Raw genomic sequence first — 15,624 nt, forward strand, 5'->3', positions numbered from 1 at the left:
GCGAGCAAGCCCGCTCCCACAGGTTCCATCTCAGGTCTTTCGCCAGGGGGGGAATCGGGTAAGCAAATCTTCAGAAATTTCCTACACTCATCCCACGCCTGTCCCGCATTTGGCAGGCGTGTTGACGGTTCGCTGTTCCCTCGCATTGTCAGTCTGAACCTATCAGCCGGTCGCCCTGGCCTGGAGTCGGTGGTATGCCGGGTCGATTTCGCCATGCGAACAGATTCAGATGATGCTGCTTCTACGCACGGGCCTGGTGGCGCTGTTGCTGGGCTTATTGAGTATGGCGCCACAGGCTGGCGCGGCTCCCGAAGGGTTGCAAGTGCTCGGGCGCTCCCATGTGGACGGTTATTCGGTGACCCTGGACGCGGCCGACCAGGCCTGGTTGCGGCAGAAAGGGGCGTTGCGCTTGGGCGCCTCGGCACCGGATTACGCGCCGTTCAGCATGACCGACAATGGCCGTGATTATGAGGGGCTGACCGCTGACTACGCGCAGTTGCTCGGTCAATTGCTACAGGTACAGGTGCAGGTGCTGCGCTACCCGTCCCGTGCCGAATCGCTGCAGGCCCTGCGCGATGGTGAAATCGACTTGCTCGGCACGGCCAATGATTTCGAGGCCGACGATCCGGCGTTGGCGATGTCACGGGCCTATGCCGATGACCTGCCCACGCTGGTGGCCCGCGTCGACGACAGTCAGGACCTGCCCCCGGACCTGGCGGGCAAGCGGCTGGCGATGCTCTATCACTACTTGCCGCCGGACCGGGTCGAAGCGTTCTACCCGGAGGCGACGTTACAGTTGTACCCCTCGACCCTGAGTGCCATCGGCGCCGTGGCGTTCGGCCAGGCCGATGTCTACCTGGGGGATTCCATCAGTTCCAATTACCTGATCAGCAAGAACTACCTGAACAATGTGCAGTTGGCGGATTTCTCGCCCATGCAAGTGCAGCCGTTCGCCTTCGCGCTCAGGCGCGACAATACACGTCTGTTGCGGATCGTCGACGCGGCGCTGCAAGCCATTCCCGCTGGTGAAAACATGATCATTCTGCGCCGCTGGAGCGCCGGCGGCGCGAGCATGCCGGGCCAGCAGGCGTTGCATTTCAGCGTTGATGAACAGCGTTGGCTGGCGGCCCATCCGCGGGTCAGGGTCGTGATCGATGACAACTTCCTGCCGCTGACATTCAGTGACGAACAAGGTCATTTCCGGGGTATTAGCGCCGATGTGCTGGCCCGGATCAGTTTGCGCACGGGCCTTAAGTTCGATATCCAGCGTGGCAAATCGGTGTACGACCTGATCGAGCAGGTCAAGAACGGCCAGGCCGATGTGCTGGCGGCGATCACCGTCAGCGTCGGCTCCGAGGATGAGGATGCGCTGCGTTTCACCCGACCGTACCTGACCAATCCCTTCGTGCTGGTGACATCCCTTAAGGCCAAGGCTCCGTTGACACTGGACCAGATGGACGGCAAGCGATTGGCGCTGGTGCGCGGCAACGTTCTGCATGACTACCTGCGACAGACATTTCCACGGGTGCAACTGGTACCCGCTGAAAACGTACCCGAGGCCATGGCGATGGTAGCCGCCGGTACGGTGGATGGCGCGGTCAATTCGCTGATCAGCGCCCGCTATATGATCTCCCGCCAATATCGCGACCGGTTGCAGGTCACCAGCACCGTGGGCACGCTGCCGGCGCGCATTGCCTTGGCGACTCACCGGGATGCACCGCAGTTGCATTCGATACTCGACAAGGCGCTGCTGGGCATCTCACCCGAAGAAATGGATGAGCTGACCAACCGCTGGCGCAGTGAAGTGGTGATTGACGACAGTTACTGGCTGCGCAACCGCACTGCCATCCTCCAGGGGTTCGCCCTCGCCGCGCTGTTGTTGCTGCTGGCCCTGGGGTGGGTCGTTTACCTGCGCCGGCTGCTGGAACAGTTACGTATGGCCAAGGAGCGCGCCGACGACGCCAATCGAGCCAAGACCACTTTCGTAGCCACCATGAGCCATGAAATTCGCACGCCGATGAACGCGGTGATCGGCATGTTGGAACTGGCTTTGAAAAAAGCCGAAGAAGGGGTCGTGGACCGGGTTGCCATCGAGGTCGCTTACGGGGCGGCCCAGGGTTTGCTGGACCTGATTGGCGACATTCTCGACATCGCCCGCATCGAGTCGGGGCGACTGACCCTGGCGCCGGAGCGCGCCAACCTGGGGCAATTGATCGAGTCAGTGGTGCGAATGTTCGACGGACTGGCGCGGCAGAAACACGTGCAGCTGTCACTGGACCTGGATGAAGCGGTAAGCCGCGACGTGTCGATCGATCCGTTGCGCTTCAAGCAGATCGTGTCGAACCTGTTGGGCAATGCCATCAAGTTCACCGAACGAGGCCAGGTGCGTTTGAGTGCCCGCACCGAGCCGGGCGGTGACGATGAGCACTTGGGCGTCTGCCTGCGCGTCGAAGACACCGGTTGCGGTATCTCGTTGCCGGAACAACGCAAGCTGTTCCGTCCCTTCAGCCAGGCCACCGACAACCCTCAGTCGGCCCGCAGTGGTTCAGGGCTTGGGCTGGTGATCAGCCGTACCCTGTGCGAGATGATGGGCGGTACCCTTACGTTGCAGAGTGCGCCGGGAGAGGGCACGCAGGTCGAGGTCCGGCTGAGCCTGCCTTTGCTCGGCACCGAGGAGCGAGCGCCGCAGCCTGAATCCGAGGTGGCGATGCCGGTCAGGGCGCTGGATATCCTGGTGGTGGACGACCACCCGGCCAATCGCTTGCTGCTGGCACGGCAGTTGAGTTATCTGGGGCACCGGGTCCAGTCGGCCGAAGACGGCTCACAAGGGTTGCGTCTTTGGCGCGCCGGACACTTCGATGCGGTCATTACAGACTGCAACATGCCGCTGATGAGTGGTTACGAGTTGGCTCGCGCCATTCGCAGCGATGAGCTGACCCGAGGTGTTTCGCCAGTGGTGATCCTGGGCTTCACAGCCAACGCTCAGCGTGAGGAAAAGGACCGTTGCATCGAAGCCGGGATGGATGACTGTCTGTTCAAGCCTATCGGCCTCCGGCACTTGAAGGTGCGCCTGGAGGAGAGTGTCGCCTCACGATTTGACGAAATGGCGACCGCTGATGGTGCGGATTTTTCCAGTCTCGAAGCGTTGATCGGGGGCGACACGGCTGCGATGACGGAACTGATGCAGGCGCTGGCCGACAGCAATGCCGAAGACAGGGCGCGGCTGTTGCAGTTGTTCATCCGTCGTGATGTGCCAGGGCTGGCAGACCTGGCGCATCGGATCAAGGGCAGTGCCAGGATCATCGGGGCGCAGAGCCTGATCGTTGCCTGTGAAGCATTGGAAAACGCCTGCCGAGGCGCCGATGCCACGGAGCTCGCCAGCACGGTGGATGGCTTGCAGCAAGCCATGGACCGGCTGGCGGAGCGGCTGCAAACGGGTGGGGCGCGGGGATGACATTCCAACGCCGCACGTCCGGGGTGGCTTTTTCCGTCTCAATTTAGGATTCGTCCTACAGCGCCCCTCAAAAGCTTTCTCTAGCCTGACGGCCACTTAACGTTCACGACACGCGCCGGCTCGACCCCTCGCGTCGTCATTGGGATGGCCCGTCATGCCGAATAAAGCATTGCGCATCATGATTGCCGATACACAACATGCTCATCGAATGAGGCTCGAGTTCCTGTTCAATCAGCAGGGCTACTTCCGCATTGTTCCCGTGGGTGATGTGCAGGAGTTGATGACGCTGGTGGAGTACGCCAGCGAGCCGTTCGACCTGCTGGTCGTCGACGCCTGCCTGGCGGACGGGGCGGACCTGCCGGGTTTCTTCCTAGAACACCCTCAGCTTCGCCACGGGATGATCTACAACGCCCGGCAGGCCGGACCCATGTCGGTGCCGGGTGAGCGTCGGACCAGCGTGTACCTGCATCCTGCCGCGTTGCCTGATCTTGTTTCGCTGGCGAACCTGATGGCCCGGATCGACCCTCAGGACAACGTGTCGGCAGCGCCCTGGGACAGAGCCATCAGGCAGGGCCTCGGAGGTTGACTTGACCTTCGGTCGGGACTGTCAGAGCTGACAGGTGGCCTGGCCTTTCGCCTGTGTAAGAGTCCGGTGCACCCATGGCATCGGTGCCGTTTATTTTCGTCCGGGGAGTAGCCTTGAAAAACGTGTTGATCGTCGATGACCACCCTGTCATACGGGGGGCGTTGCGGCTCATTTGCCAGAACGAAGGGTTTAGCCGTGTCAGAGACGCCAGCGGCGTGGCCGATGCCAGGGCACTGATCAAGGAGAGTGCGCCGGACCTGGTCATCCTGGACCTGGTCATGAACGGCTTCGATGGCCTGGACCTGCTGGTGTGGATCATGGCCCAATACCCGGAGTGCGCTGTGCTGGTGTTCACCTCCCAGGATGCGCAGCACTTCTGTAACCGTTGCATCTCGGCGGGGGCGAGGGGCTTCGTGACCAAGAAAAGCGACTTGAAGGAACTGGCCAAGGCGCTTCATGCCCTGAAATCCGGTTATTCCTATTTCCCCCAGATGCCCGTCAGGCTGGACCTGCGGCAGCGCACCGAACAGCAGGCCCTGGAAAGCCTTTCCACCCGCGAGCTGTCCATCCTGCGAATGCTCGCCATGGGCATGCGGGGCAAGGATGTCGCCGAGTCTCTGTTTCTGAGCCCGAAAACCGTCAGCACCTACAAGACTCGCCTGCTGGAAAAGCTTGGCTTGAAGACGTTGGTGGGGTTGTCGGATTTCGCCAAGCGCAATCACCTGTAAAACGTCATGATCGTTCTTCATATAGAACGCTGAGGCTGATTTTTACAGCCTAGTGGATTGGCGGAGCCGCCTTTAATCTGTCTCCATCGCTTGGCCTTACCGGATTTGGAGACGCAGCATGAAACGTATCATTGGCCTTTACGCCAGCCCACGGCCCCATTGGGTCGGTGACGGTTTCCCGGTTCGCACGTTATTTTCCTACGACAGCCTGGGCGAGCACATCAGTCCGTTCCTGCTGCTGGACCACGCGGCCCCGACCGAATTTGCCCCCACCGGGGAGCGTCGTGGTGTAGGCCAGCATCCGCACCGGGGGTTCGAAACCGTGACCATCGTCTACCAGGGCGAACTGGAACACCGGGACTCCACCGGCAGTGGCGGCAGGATCGGCCCAGGTGACGTGCAGTGGATGACTGCCGGTTCCGGTATTATCCACGAAGAATTTCATTCCGAAGCCTTTGCCCGTCAGGGTGGATTCATGGAAATGGTCCAGCTGTGGGTCAACTTGCCCGCCAAGGACAAGATGACGCCGGCCGGCTACCAGACCCTCCTCGACGGCGATATTCCGGATATTGCCTTGAAAGACGATGCCGGCCGTTTGCGCCTGATTGCCGGCACTTTCCAGGGGCAGCACGGACCGGCGAAGACCTTCACCCCGATCGACCTCTGGGACATCCGCTTGAACGCGGGGAAAAGCCTGACCCTGGACCTGCATGAAGGGCGCAACGTCGCGCTGGTGGTGCTGCGCGGTACGGTCCAGGTCAATGGTCGCGAGCGGGCCGAGGCCGGGCAACTGGCCCTGTTCGACCGGTCTGGCGACCGGATAACGCTGCAAGCCAATGACGATGCGGTAGTGCTATTGCTCAGCGGTGAACCGATCGACGAACCCATCGTCGGCCACGGCCCGTTCGTGATGAACAGCGAGCAGGAAATTCATCAGGCGTTCAGCGATTTTCATTCCGGGCGCTTTGGGCGGATGGATGACTGAAGCCTACGCGGCTTTTGTGGCGCGATCCAATCACTGACGAACCGGGACTCTGTGGGAGCGGGCTTGCTCGCGAAGGCGCAGGCACAGTCGACACCTTTGTCGACTGTGCCGTCCTCTTCGCGAGCAAGCCCGCTCCCACAAAAGTTTGTGGCGTGTTCAATCTGTGCCAATCTTCGCTCCAATGATTTCCCTGGAGCTGTCCCGATGCTGTCTCTGATTGCCGACCACCCGCTGCTCTGCGCCCTGGTGCTGCTTGTCCTCGACTTGCTGTTGTGGCGGCTGGTCAGTGTGGAGCGGACCTATTGGAAGATAGGCGTGCGGCTGGCGATCTTTTCCTTGTTCAGCATGCTGCTGTTCAACGAAGGCCTCAATCCCATGCAACCGGCGCAGTGGGTCGACGACGTACCCAGGCACCTGGCGGCCACCGGCCTGCAGATCGCCTGGTGGTTGTTCGCCGCGCGCACCCTGACGGTGATGATCGGCGCGGCGATGATGCAACGGGTCGGCCATACCGGACGGTTGTTGCAGGATCTGCTCGGCGCGGTGATCTTCCTCATCGCCGTCATCGCGGCCCTGGCCTATGTGCTGGACCTGCCGGTCAAGGGCGTGTTGGCGACTTCCGGGGCCATGGCGATCATTGTCGGCCTGGCGTTGCAAAGCACCCTCAGCGACGTGTTCTCCGGCATCGTGCTCAACACCACCAAGCCCTATCAGCTCGATGACTGGATTTCCATCGATGGCACCGAAGGCCGGGTCACCGATATCGACTGGCGGGCCACGCGGTTGCAGACCTCCCAGGGCAGCATGGCAGTGATCCCCAACTCCTTGGCGGCCAAGGCCAAGATCGTCAACTTCAGTCGGCCCAGCGATGTGCACGGGCTGTCCATCAGCGTTCAGGTCAGCCCCCATGCCCGGCCGCAAAAAGTGATCGATGCACTGGAACGGGCGATGATCGGCTGTCGTGCGCTGCTTGCCACTCCGGCTCCTTGTGTCACGCTCAAGAGCTCCGGCAGCGACGGGGCGCAATACGAAATCAGTGGGTTCGTCGCCTCGATGAGCCAGAAGCGCGAGGTGCGCAACCAGTTGTTCGACCTGGCGTTCCGGCATTTGCGTGCGTCTGGCATCAGCCTGCTGTCCACTGGCGAAAACGCTTCGGCCAATGGCGCGTCGCGACCGCGGGCGTTGTTGGACAGTTCGAGCATATTCTCCACCTTGCGTCCGGAAGAAAAAGACACCTTCAGCCAGAACATGACCCTGCAGACCTTCCGCGCCGGGGACATGATCCTGCCGGCGGGCGAGGTCAGCGATCACCTGTTCATCATTGAATCGGGCGTGGTCAGCGTGACCCTGGTTCGCAATGGCCAGGTGCTGGAAGGCGGGCGCATGGGGCCGGGGGAAGTGATTGGTGAGGCCGGCATCGTTGCGGATCAGGCGACGTTGGCGGATTTTTCGGCCAAGACGTACTGCACCCTTTATCGCATCGAAAAGGATTATCTCAAGCCTTGCCTCGACGCCCGTCACGACATCAACGACGCCATGAAAAACCTCCTGGACTTCCGCATGCACCTGGCCCAGAACCTGACCCGCGAGGCGCCCAAGCCCGTCGCCAAAAAGCGCTTTCTGCAATGGTTGCGCAGCCGGGCCTGAGCGAAATCCCACAGGGTGACGTTCGCCCATTGGCCACCCGAACTTCCCAATAATTGGCTATTTGTACGGCGCTACCTGAAGGCTAACGTAGCGCCACACCCAATCGTTCTGGAGTTCACCATGCAACCGCGTATCGATTTCTACACCGCGTCCCCTGAGGCCTTCAAAGCCATGATGGCCCTGGAAACCGCCGTTTCGAAGCTGGGCCTGGAAAAGTCCCTGCTCGAACTGGTCAAGCTGCGTGCCTCGCAGATCAACGGCTGCGCCTTCTGCATCGACATGCACACCGCCGACGCCCGCAAGGACGGTGAAACCGAGCGTCGCCTGTACGCCGTGACCGCCTGGCGTGAAGCGCCGTTCTTCACCGGCCGTGAGCGCGCCGCGCTGGCCTGGACCGAAGCCTTGACCCGCGTGAGCGAAACCCACGCACCGGACGCCGACTACGAATTGCTGAGCCAGCATTTCAACCCCAAGGAAATGGTCGACCTGACGGTGGCGATCAATACGATCAATGGCTGGAACCGTTTGGCGGTGGGCTTTCGCAAGATGCCCGAGGCGTAATTGAGCGAAGAAAATACCGGTGGGAGCGAGCCTGCTCGCGATGCGGTAGGGCATTCAATGATGTATTGACTGTCACTTAGCCATCGCGAGCAGGCTCGCTCCCACTGGACATTCTCATTTCTGAAAGCTTCGGATGACAGGCAGTGCATTGGGTTTGCCTCTCATTAATAGGAAGCATTACTATTCACGTCCCGTTCCCGCAGCGCGCCGTGATGACCCCCAAGTTGCCCCGCAGACCCGGCTTTTTCGAGCATTACGAAGAGTTGATCGGGACCTGGACCCGTCGCCTGCGCAATCGCGAGCAGGCCGAGGACCTGGCTCACGATACCTTCGTGCGGGTGCTCGAAGCCGATTCGGCCGGGGTCGAGCAGCCGAGGGCTTATCTGCACCAGACGGCACGCAACATTGCAGTGGATGGCTTTAGGCGCGAAGATCGACGGGGTGCCATGGAGGAGGCAGCAGTCGACTTCAGCCAGTCGCTTACCAGCGACCCGGAGCACTTCATGCACGCGATACAACTGGCGGACTCCATCGAACAGGCACTTGCCGAGCTGCCGGCCAATTGCCGCACGGTGTTTGTCTGGCAGAAGATCGAGGGCCTGACCCAGGCGGAGATCGCCGAGCGCCTGGGCCTGTCAAAAAACATGGTGGAAAAGTATATGATCCGCACCCTGCGGCATCTGCGCGATCGCCTGGACGGGCCAGGACAATGATTCGCCGTCATCTTTCACTTGAACCCGTTCCCCCGAACCCGAGGACCTTCCATGATGGATAGCCGTGAATGCCCCTGCGGGCAGAACCGGGTTCGCGACGAGGCGGCGCAATGGTTCGTGCGCTTGCAAGCCCCTGTCATGAGTGTCGAAGAGCGTCAGCGTTTTAATGGCTGGCTGGACGAACACCCCAACCATCGAGATGAAATCCAGCTACTGCAAGGCATCTGGAGCGCGACGGACTTGCTGCCCCGGGAGCGTCTGCGAGCGTTGTGCGAACCGCCCGCCAAACGCCCCTCGCGTCGACCATTGCTGCGCTATGCCGTGGCCGCCGGGTTGCTGGCGATGACCGTCGGGTTGGGGCTGTTCAGCGGCCTGGGCTCTTCCACCGACTACAGCGCTGAATTCGCCACGGCCCTCGGTGAGCGCCGGCACGTCGCGCTGCCGGATGGTTCGGTAATCGATCTCAATAGTCGCAGCCGGGTGCGTATTCAATACGCGCACCATCAACGGCGGGTGGAATTGGCCGAAGGCGAGGCCTTGTTTCGCGTCGAGCATGACGCGGGCCGACCTTTCACCGTTGATGCCGGCAACGGCCAGGTGACAGTCACCGGGACGCGCTTCGACGTGCGTCGTGACCTAGACAAGACCCGGGTGGCAGTGGAGCAGGGCAGCGTCAAGGTCCAGGGGCGCGATGTGTCCCAGGCCCGCTTTGTCAGCCTCACGGCTGGCCTGGGTACCCAGATCGACGCCCAGGGCAAGGTCGCCACGCCTTATGCCATCGATGCCGATGCGCTCACTGCCTGGCGCAATGGCAAGCTGGTGTTCACCAATGCCTCGTTGAATGAGGTGGCCGAAGAGGTTTCCCGCTATCGCGCCAAACCCCTGCGGGTCGGCAGCGCGGCGGTGGGCAACCTGCGCCTGACCAGCGTGTTCCGCTCGGACAACCCCGAGGCGCTGCTCAAAGCCTTGCCGAATATCCTGCCCGTGGCCATCCGTACGCTGGAGGACGGCAGCCAGGAAATAATTGCGCGGTAGATTCAGGTTTTTTTCGAGTTCTTCGTCTTCTTGTCCAACTGCAACTGGTTTTCATTAACAGACGCGTATTCTTGCTATTCCACAGGACAAGGTTCGACGTGAAAACTTCTGCCAAAAACAACAAACGCCTCCACCCACGCTGGTTGCCACTGGCCTTGACGCTGGCGGTCAGCGCCGCGATGCCCCAGGCGTTCGCCGATCAGACGACCAGCGCTATCCATATCCAGGCGCAGCCGCTGGGCCAGGCCTTGAGCCAACTGGCGCAGCAGACCTCGTTGCAAGTGTTCTTCAGCCCGGAACTGGTGGCGGGCAAGCAGGCGCCGGCGGTGGATGGCAACTTGTCCCCGGAAGCGGCTCTGCGCCAGTTGCTGCAAGGCAGTGGCCTGCAATATCAGATCAATGACGGCTCGGTGACGGTGCTGCCGGCGCCTTCGGCCACCAACGGCGGTCCGCTGGAGCTGGGCACCACGGATATCCAGGTAGTCGGCGACTGGCTCGGCGATGCCAACGCCGAAGTGGTGCAGAACCACCCCGGCGCACGTACGGTGATCCGCCGCGAGGCGATGCAGGAACAGGGCGCCATGAACGTCGGCGATGTGCTGCGACGTGTGCCCGGCGTGCAAGTGCAGGATGCCAACGGCACCGGTGGCAGCGATATTTCCCTCAACGTCGGCGTTCGCGGACTCACTTCGCGCCTGTCGCCGCGCTCCACGGTGCTCATCGACGGCGTGCCGGCGGCGTTCGCGCCTTATGGCCAGCCGCAACTGTCCATGGCGCCGATTTCCTCGGGCAACCTGGACAGCATCGATGTGGTACGTGGCGCTGGCTCCGTGCGCTACGGGCCGCAGAACGTCGGCGGGGTGATCAACTTCGTGACCCGCGCCATTCCCGAGAAAGCCACCGGTGAAATCGGCTCTACCCTGGAGACTTCCCAGCGCGGCGGCTGGAAGCACATCGACACGGCGTTCCTCGGCGGCACCGCCGACAATGGCCTGGGCGTTGCGCTCCTGTATTCGGGCGTCAACGGCAACGGTTATCGCCAGAGCAACAACGGTAACGACATCGACGACGTCATCCTCAAGACCCACTGGGCGCCCACCGACGTGGACGATTTCTCACTGAATTTTCACTATTACGACGCCAAGGCCGACATGCCGGGCGGCTTGACCCAGGCGCAATATGACGCCGACCCGTACCAGTCCGACCGCGACTGGGACACTTTTGCCGGCCGGCGCAAGGACGTGTCCTTCAAGTGGATCCGGGAAATCAGCGACCGCACCCAGGCCGAAGTGTTGACCTATTACTCCGACAGCTACCGCGGCAGCACCATCGCCTCGCGGGACCAGCGCAACCTGGTGTCATACCCCCGCACCTACTACACCTTCGGTATCGAGCCGCGGGTGTCCCATGTGTTTGACCTGGGTTCTACCACCCAAGAGGCCAGCATCGGCTATCGCTACCTCAAAGAAGGCATGCACGAAGAGGCCAGTCGCCTGGCGCTGCGGGATAATCAGCCGGTGGTGCGTCCCGGCTCCGATGGCCATGTCTACCAGGACCGTACCGGCGGCACCGAGGCCCATGCGGTCTACATCGATGACAAGATCGACGTCGGCAAGTGGACCATTACGCCGGGCATCCGCTTCGAAAGCATCAGCACCGAATGGCACGACCGGCCGGTGCTCGACACCTCCGGCCGCCCCGTGCAGGAAAAGCGCCGCAGCATCGACAGCAACGAGCCATTGCCGGCCCTGAGCGTGATGTACCACTTGTCCGATGCGTGGAAGCTGTTCGCCAACTACGAAACGTCGTTCGGCAGCCTGCAGTATTTCCAGCTCGGCCAGGGCGGCAACGGCAATAACACGGCCGATGGCTTGAGCCCGGAAAAAGCCAAGACCTACGAGATTGGTACGCGCTACAACGATGACGTGTGGGGTGGGGAGGTAACGCTGTTCTACATCGATTTCGATGACGAACTGCAGTACATCAGCAACGACATCGGCTGGACCAACATGGGCGCCACCAAGCACCAGGGCCTGGAAGCCTCGGTGCACTATGACCTGGCCGCGCTGGACCCCCGTCTCGAAGGCTTGAGCGCCAATGCAGGTTTCACCTACACCCGAGCGACCTACGAAGGCCAGATCCCGAGTTTCAAGGGCCGCGACCTGCCGTTCTACTCCCGTCAGGTGGCGAACCTGGGCTTGCGCTATGAAGTCAACCGTTGGACCTACAACCTCGATGCCTTTGCCCAATCCAAGCAACGCTCACCCGGTAACAACGTGAACGCCGATGGCAGCTTCAGTGACAACTACATCACCGACGGCAGCGCCGACGGGCAGTTCGGCGACATGCCGGGCTACGTATTGTGGAACGTGCGCGGCGGCTATGACTTCGGTGAGCAAATGTCGAACCTGAAAGTCGGCGCCGGGGTGAAAAACCTGTTCGATCACCAGTACTACACCCGTTCGAGCGACAACAACTCGGGGATCTACGTGGGGGCGCCGCGGACGTTCTTCGTGCAGGCCAGCGTGGGGTTCTGACAGAGGGTAGGAGGATCGACACTGTGGGAGCAAGGCTTGTCCGCGATGGAAGCGCTGCGGTCTTCCCGCAATCGAGTTGCCTGCATCGCGGGCAAGCCTTGCTCCCACAGTCTTGCTCCCTCATCAGTCTCGCTCCTACAGGTTCAGACTTTGAGCACTTTGCCGCTGATCGCCACCGCCACCAGTGACAGCGCAATCAGCCCGAACGCAATGCTCAGGCTGCTGCCGTGGGCCACGAACCCGATCAGCGCCGGACCGGCAAGGATGCCGGCGTAACCGATGGTGGTGATGGCCGGTACGGCAATTGCTTCGGGCATCAGGGTCTGCTTGCCGACGGCGGTGTACAGCACCGGCACGATGTTCGAACAACCAGCCCCCACCAACCCATATCCCAGCAACGCCGCCTGCCACATCGGTGCCAGGGTCGCCAGCAGGAACCCGGCCGCGGCGGTCGCGCCGCCGTAGATGATCACGCGCCGGGCGCCCAGGCGATGCACCACTGAATCGCCCGTCAACCGGCCGACGGTCATCGTCAGCGCGAACGCGGCATAACCCAGTCCGGCGTAGGCGGTTTCCACCCCGCGCTCGGTGGCCAGGAACACCGCACTCCAGTCCAGCACCGCGCCCTCGGCCAGAAATACGATGAAACAGAGGATGCCGATGAACAACACCACGCCATGGGGAATGGCAAACGCCGGTCCCGAACTCTCACTGCCGTAGGGCAGCAGATGCGGTGCCGCCTTGAACAGCGCCACCAACAGCAAGGCGTTGACCACCAGTGTCGCCCCCAAGGGCGACAGCCCAAGGCCGAGCAAGGCACTGACCCCAGCCGCACCGATGATGCCCCCCAGGCTGAACATGCCGTGGAAGCCCGACATCATGGTCTTGCCACTGGCTCGCTCGACGATCACCGCTTGCAGGTTGACCGTCGAATCCACGGTGCCAAGCCCGGCGCCGAACACGAACAACGCAGCCACTAGCCAGGGCAGCGTTGTCATCGTTGCCAGCAACGGCAGCGCCAGACAGATCAGGATCGTGCCGCCGCTGAGCACCCGACGGCAGCCGAACCGCGCCGCCAGCGCACCGGAAATCGGCATCGCCAGGATCGACCCCACCCCCAGGCACAACAGCAGCAGCCCGAGAGTGCCTTCATCGAGATTGGCCCGGACCTTGGCATAAGGCACCAGCGGCGCCCAGGCCGCGATGCCGACACCGGCGATGAGATAGGCAATGCGGGTGGACATCTGTTCCAGGCGTCCGGGAATGAAGGTGGGCGGTGGCGTGATGGCGGTCATGAAGCGTCCTTTGGTTTTGCGTTGTTTGGTGCGGGCAAGCGCCTATGCTTGCATATCCACTGACCGCACCGCGACCCCGAGGTGCCAATGCCTTGAGGCGCCATCCTTCAATGGCCTACCGATCCTTGAACAGCCGGACACTCACCACACGGTCTGCCTCTACTTCCAGGTAAAGAAGGCTGGTGGGAAAGGCCTGGTGGTCATCGAAGCATTGCACGATCACGTTCCGGGCCGAGGTGGCCTGGGCCGCCAGGCGTTGGGCCTGGCGCAGCGCACGCTTGATCTTGATGTCGACGGGCATGGGGGGACGCCCCTCGCGCACGCTGTCGCAGAAAGCGATCGCCACTTCGCGCGGCGTGGGTGGCGGTGGCGAGACGAGACCGGCCTCTTCGAACAATCGATTGAGTTGATCGGCCGTGGCGACAGCCCTGGGAAAGCCGGTAAAGGCGCTGGCTTGCACGACCAGTTCGGTGATTTCTCCTGGCGCCAGGCCGGACGCCATGCCGGTCCTGAAATGCACGCTCAGGGGTGGCCCCACCATACCGGCCGCCACGATGGCAGCTAGCGTCGCAGCCTCTCGCAGGCGCGGGTCGAGGCCGGGCCGACTCTGCAGATGGCCATACACGACGCCTACCGCGAGCTCACCGAGTGCCGGTGCGGTATGAAACAGCGCATCGAGCCGAGCGCCGCCGTCGGGTACCAGCTCGATGAAGTGTTTGCGGCCTTCGCTGTAGAGCTCGGCCATGGGGCTGACGTGAGGTTTGCGCTTCATACTGGGCTCCTTGTTCGGTGGGAGTGCCCAAAATACGGGGTCGCCGATCAGGTCCGCACCTGTCAGACCTGACAGGTGCGGACGCGACGTCTTGCCGGGGTGCAGGCGCCGCAGGTGTGCTTTTGTGTATCAGCCTTTAAAGTGGCGGCTTTCCTGGTTCAGGACCGGTCCATGTCACAGTTCTACGATGCGCGCGGCAATATCTATGGGGTTGTATCACCGCAACAGGTCCGTGCTCAGGGCGTGGATCTGCCATTCTCGGCGGTCCAGGCTGCACAGGCTCGCGGCGCCTGGGCAAAGGCCTCCATAGAGGCCTTTTGTGCCTGGGCGCCCGGTGAAGCACCGCCCGATGCCAAGGCTCATCGCAGCGATGGTCTGCTGATCGGTCCGTTCCAGGACAAACCGCCCTTCGATCTATTGATCGTCAACACCGATGGCACCCTGGCCGAGCGCAGCGGCAATGGCCTGACGATCTTTTCCCAGGCGTTGCGAGAGCAGGGCTTGATGCCGGGTGACGGCGATTATGTGTTGCAGGTCCATCATGGCAAGGGCGACGGCCAGTCACCCTTGCAAACGTCGGTCCGGCCCGCCGAGTTCGAGGGCTTCTCGGGTTTCTGGCTGGACCTGGGGCAGCCTGCGTTCGGACCTCAGGCGGTGGGTGCGCGGGGCGTGGAGACGGTGACGGTCAATCAACGGGACATCAGCCGGGTGGCCGGGCTGCACGCGCTGAACCCGGCATGGGGCCACAGCCAGTTCGTGAGCATCGGCAATCCGCACTGTGTGACGCTGGTCGATAGCGCCGAGGCCTTGCCGGACAACTCGCAGATGCGCGCCACGGCGTTGTCGCAAAGCCTGACGCGCATCGCCTATGCCGCGCCCGGTGGGGACGGGGTTCCCTGTCAGGCGGGTGTGAACCTGCAATGGGCCCGGCTCGAAGCTCCGGGACGAATCGCCGCCCGCGTCTTCGAGCGCGGCGAAGGTCCCACCGCCTCCTCAGGCACCAGCGCCAGCGCCGTGGCGTGCGCTGCGTGGCGGGTGGGCTGGGTGACGGCGGGCCCGTTGAAAGTCGTCATGCCGGGCGGCACGGCGCCGATCCTGTTGCAGGAGCAGGGTGGGGAACTGATACGGGTGAGTTTGTTCGGGGCTGCCAGAGTCCTTGAGTGAGGGGGTGTGGCTGATGGCCCCTTCGCGAGCAAGCCCGCTCCCACACTCGATCTTCAGTGGGCATTAACTTTATGTTCGGTGCAGAACCTGTGTGGAAGCGGGCTTGCTCGCGAAGGGGCCAGCATGCCGAACATCAATGCATCTGGA

12 protein-coding genes are annotated in these 15,624 nt (G+C 62.3%); 10 read left to right on the forward strand and 2 right to left on the reverse strand.

What is annotated here, in order from left to right; genetic code table 11:
* The first annotated feature begins 229 nt into the window (after positions 1-229).
* The 9 genes from AD666_RS03270 to AD666_RS03310 all read left to right on the forward strand — a co-directional run bounded on the left by AD666_RS03270 (position 230) and on the right by AD666_RS03310 (position 12,246).
* Complete coding sequence (locus AD666_RS03270) at positions 230-3,454, forward strand: transporter substrate-binding domain-containing protein (protein WP_053147520.1); 3,225 nt, start codon at positions 230-232, stop codon at positions 3,452-3,454.
* 154 nt (positions 3,455-3,608) lie between these two features.
* The gene (locus AD666_RS03275) at positions 3,609-4,040 is read left to right on the forward strand and encodes a response regulator (RefSeq protein ID WP_053147521.1); all 432 of its coding nucleotides are present in this window, start codon (positions 3,609-3,611) and stop codon (positions 4,038-4,040) included.
* Between the two features lie 113 nt (positions 4,041-4,153).
* On the forward strand, positions 4,154-4,768 hold the full coding sequence (locus tag AD666_RS03280) for a response regulator transcription factor (protein WP_053148163.1): 615 nt from the start codon (positions 4,154-4,156) through the stop codon (positions 4,766-4,768).
* 118 nt (positions 4,769-4,886) lie between these two features.
* Positions 4,887-5,753, forward strand: coding sequence for a pirin family protein (locus AD666_RS03285; RefSeq protein ID WP_053147523.1), 867 nt, complete (start codon positions 4,887-4,889; stop codon positions 5,751-5,753).
* Between the two features lie 204 nt (positions 5,754-5,957).
* Entirely contained in the window at positions 5,958-7,400 is a 1,443-nt protein-coding gene (locus AD666_RS03290; protein WP_053147525.1) for a mechanosensitive ion channel family protein, read from the forward strand.
* Between the two features lie 120 nt (positions 7,401-7,520).
* Positions 7,521-7,961 (forward strand): carboxymuconolactone decarboxylase family protein, encoded by a 441-nt coding sequence (locus tag AD666_RS03295; protein ID WP_053147527.1) that lies wholly within the window; start codon positions 7,521-7,523, stop codon positions 7,959-7,961.
* A 212-nt stretch (positions 7,962-8,173) separates the two neighbouring features.
* Positions 8,174-8,674, forward strand: coding sequence for a sigma-70 family RNA polymerase sigma factor (locus AD666_RS03300; RefSeq protein ID WP_053147529.1), 501 nt, complete (start codon positions 8,174-8,176; stop codon positions 8,672-8,674).
* A gap of 51 nt (positions 8,675-8,725) precedes the next feature.
* Positions 8,726-9,709 carry a FecR family protein gene (locus tag AD666_RS03305; protein WP_053147530.1) on the forward strand — a complete coding sequence of 328 codons (984 nt, stop codon included), beginning with the start codon at positions 8,726-8,728 and terminating at the stop codon, positions 9,707-9,709.
* A 98-nt stretch (positions 9,710-9,807) separates the two neighbouring features.
* Complete coding sequence (locus tag AD666_RS03310; protein WP_053147533.1) at positions 9,808-12,246, forward strand: TonB-dependent receptor; 2,439 nt, start codon at positions 9,808-9,810, stop codon at positions 12,244-12,246.
* Positions 12,247-12,389: 143 nt separating this feature from the next.
* On the opposite strand, the gene AD666_RS03315 is transcribed toward AD666_RS03310, so the two are convergent.
* Together AD666_RS03315 and AD666_RS03320 are read right to left on the reverse strand one after the other, a co-directional pair.
* Positions 12,390-13,541, reverse strand: coding sequence for an MFS transporter (locus tag AD666_RS03315; RefSeq protein ID WP_053147537.1), 1,152 nt, complete (start codon positions 13,539-13,541; stop codon positions 12,390-12,392).
* A 115-nt stretch (positions 13,542-13,656) separates the two neighbouring features.
* A complete protein-coding gene (locus tag AD666_RS03320) occupies positions 13,657-14,313 on the reverse strand; it encodes a carboxymuconolactone decarboxylase family protein (RefSeq protein WP_053147538.1) in 657 nt (218 codons plus the stop codon).
* Between the two features lie 171 nt (positions 14,314-14,484).
* Between AD666_RS03320 and AD666_RS03325 the strand changes: the two genes are divergently transcribed.
* Entirely contained in the window at positions 14,485-15,477 is a 993-nt protein-coding gene (locus AD666_RS03325) for a DeoR family transcriptional regulator (RefSeq protein ID WP_053147540.1), read from the forward strand.
* Positions 15,478-15,624 lie beyond the last annotated feature (147 nt).

It is taken from the genome of Pseudomonas sp. Pf153, from assembly GCF_001269775.1.
In the GTDB taxonomy this organism is placed as follows: domain Bacteria; phylum Pseudomonadota; class Gammaproteobacteria; order Pseudomonadales; family Pseudomonadaceae; genus Aquipseudomonas; species Aquipseudomonas uvaldensis.

Bases quoted from the DNA above. Each gene is read 5' to 3' on its own strand.
- AD666_RS03270 (WP_053147520.1), top strand. From the start codon at position 230: ATGATGCTGCTTCTACGCACGGGCCTGGTGGCGCTGTTGCTGGGCTTA.
- AD666_RS03275 (WP_053147521.1), top strand. From the start codon at position 3,609: ATGCCGAATAAAGCATTGCGCATCATGATTGCCGATACACAACATGCT.
- AD666_RS03285 (WP_053147523.1), top strand. From the start codon at position 4,887: ATGAAACGTATCATTGGCCTTTACGCCAGCCCACGGCCCCATTGGGTC.
- AD666_RS03290 (WP_053147525.1), top strand. From the start codon at position 5,958: ATGCTGTCTCTGATTGCCGACCACCCGCTGCTCTGCGCCCTGGTGCTG.
- AD666_RS03295 (WP_053147527.1), top strand. From the start codon at position 7,521: ATGCAACCGCGTATCGATTTCTACACCGCGTCCCCTGAGGCCTTCAAA.
- AD666_RS03300 (WP_053147529.1), top strand. From the start codon at position 8,174: ATGACCCCCAAGTTGCCCCGCAGACCCGGCTTTTTCGAGCATTACGAA.
- AD666_RS03305 (WP_053147530.1), top strand. From the start codon at position 8,726: ATGATGGATAGCCGTGAATGCCCCTGCGGGCAGAACCGGGTTCGCGAC.
- AD666_RS03315 (WP_053147537.1), bottom strand. From the start codon at position 13,541: ATGACCGCCATCACGCCACCGCCCACCTTCATTCCCGGACGCCTGGAA.
- AD666_RS03320 (WP_053147538.1), bottom strand. From the start codon at position 14,313: ATGAAGCGCAAACCTCACGTCAGCCCCATGGCCGAGCTCTACAGCGAA.
- AD666_RS03325 (WP_053147540.1), top strand. From the start codon at position 14,485: ATGTCACAGTTCTACGATGCGCGCGGCAATATCTATGGGGTTGTATCA.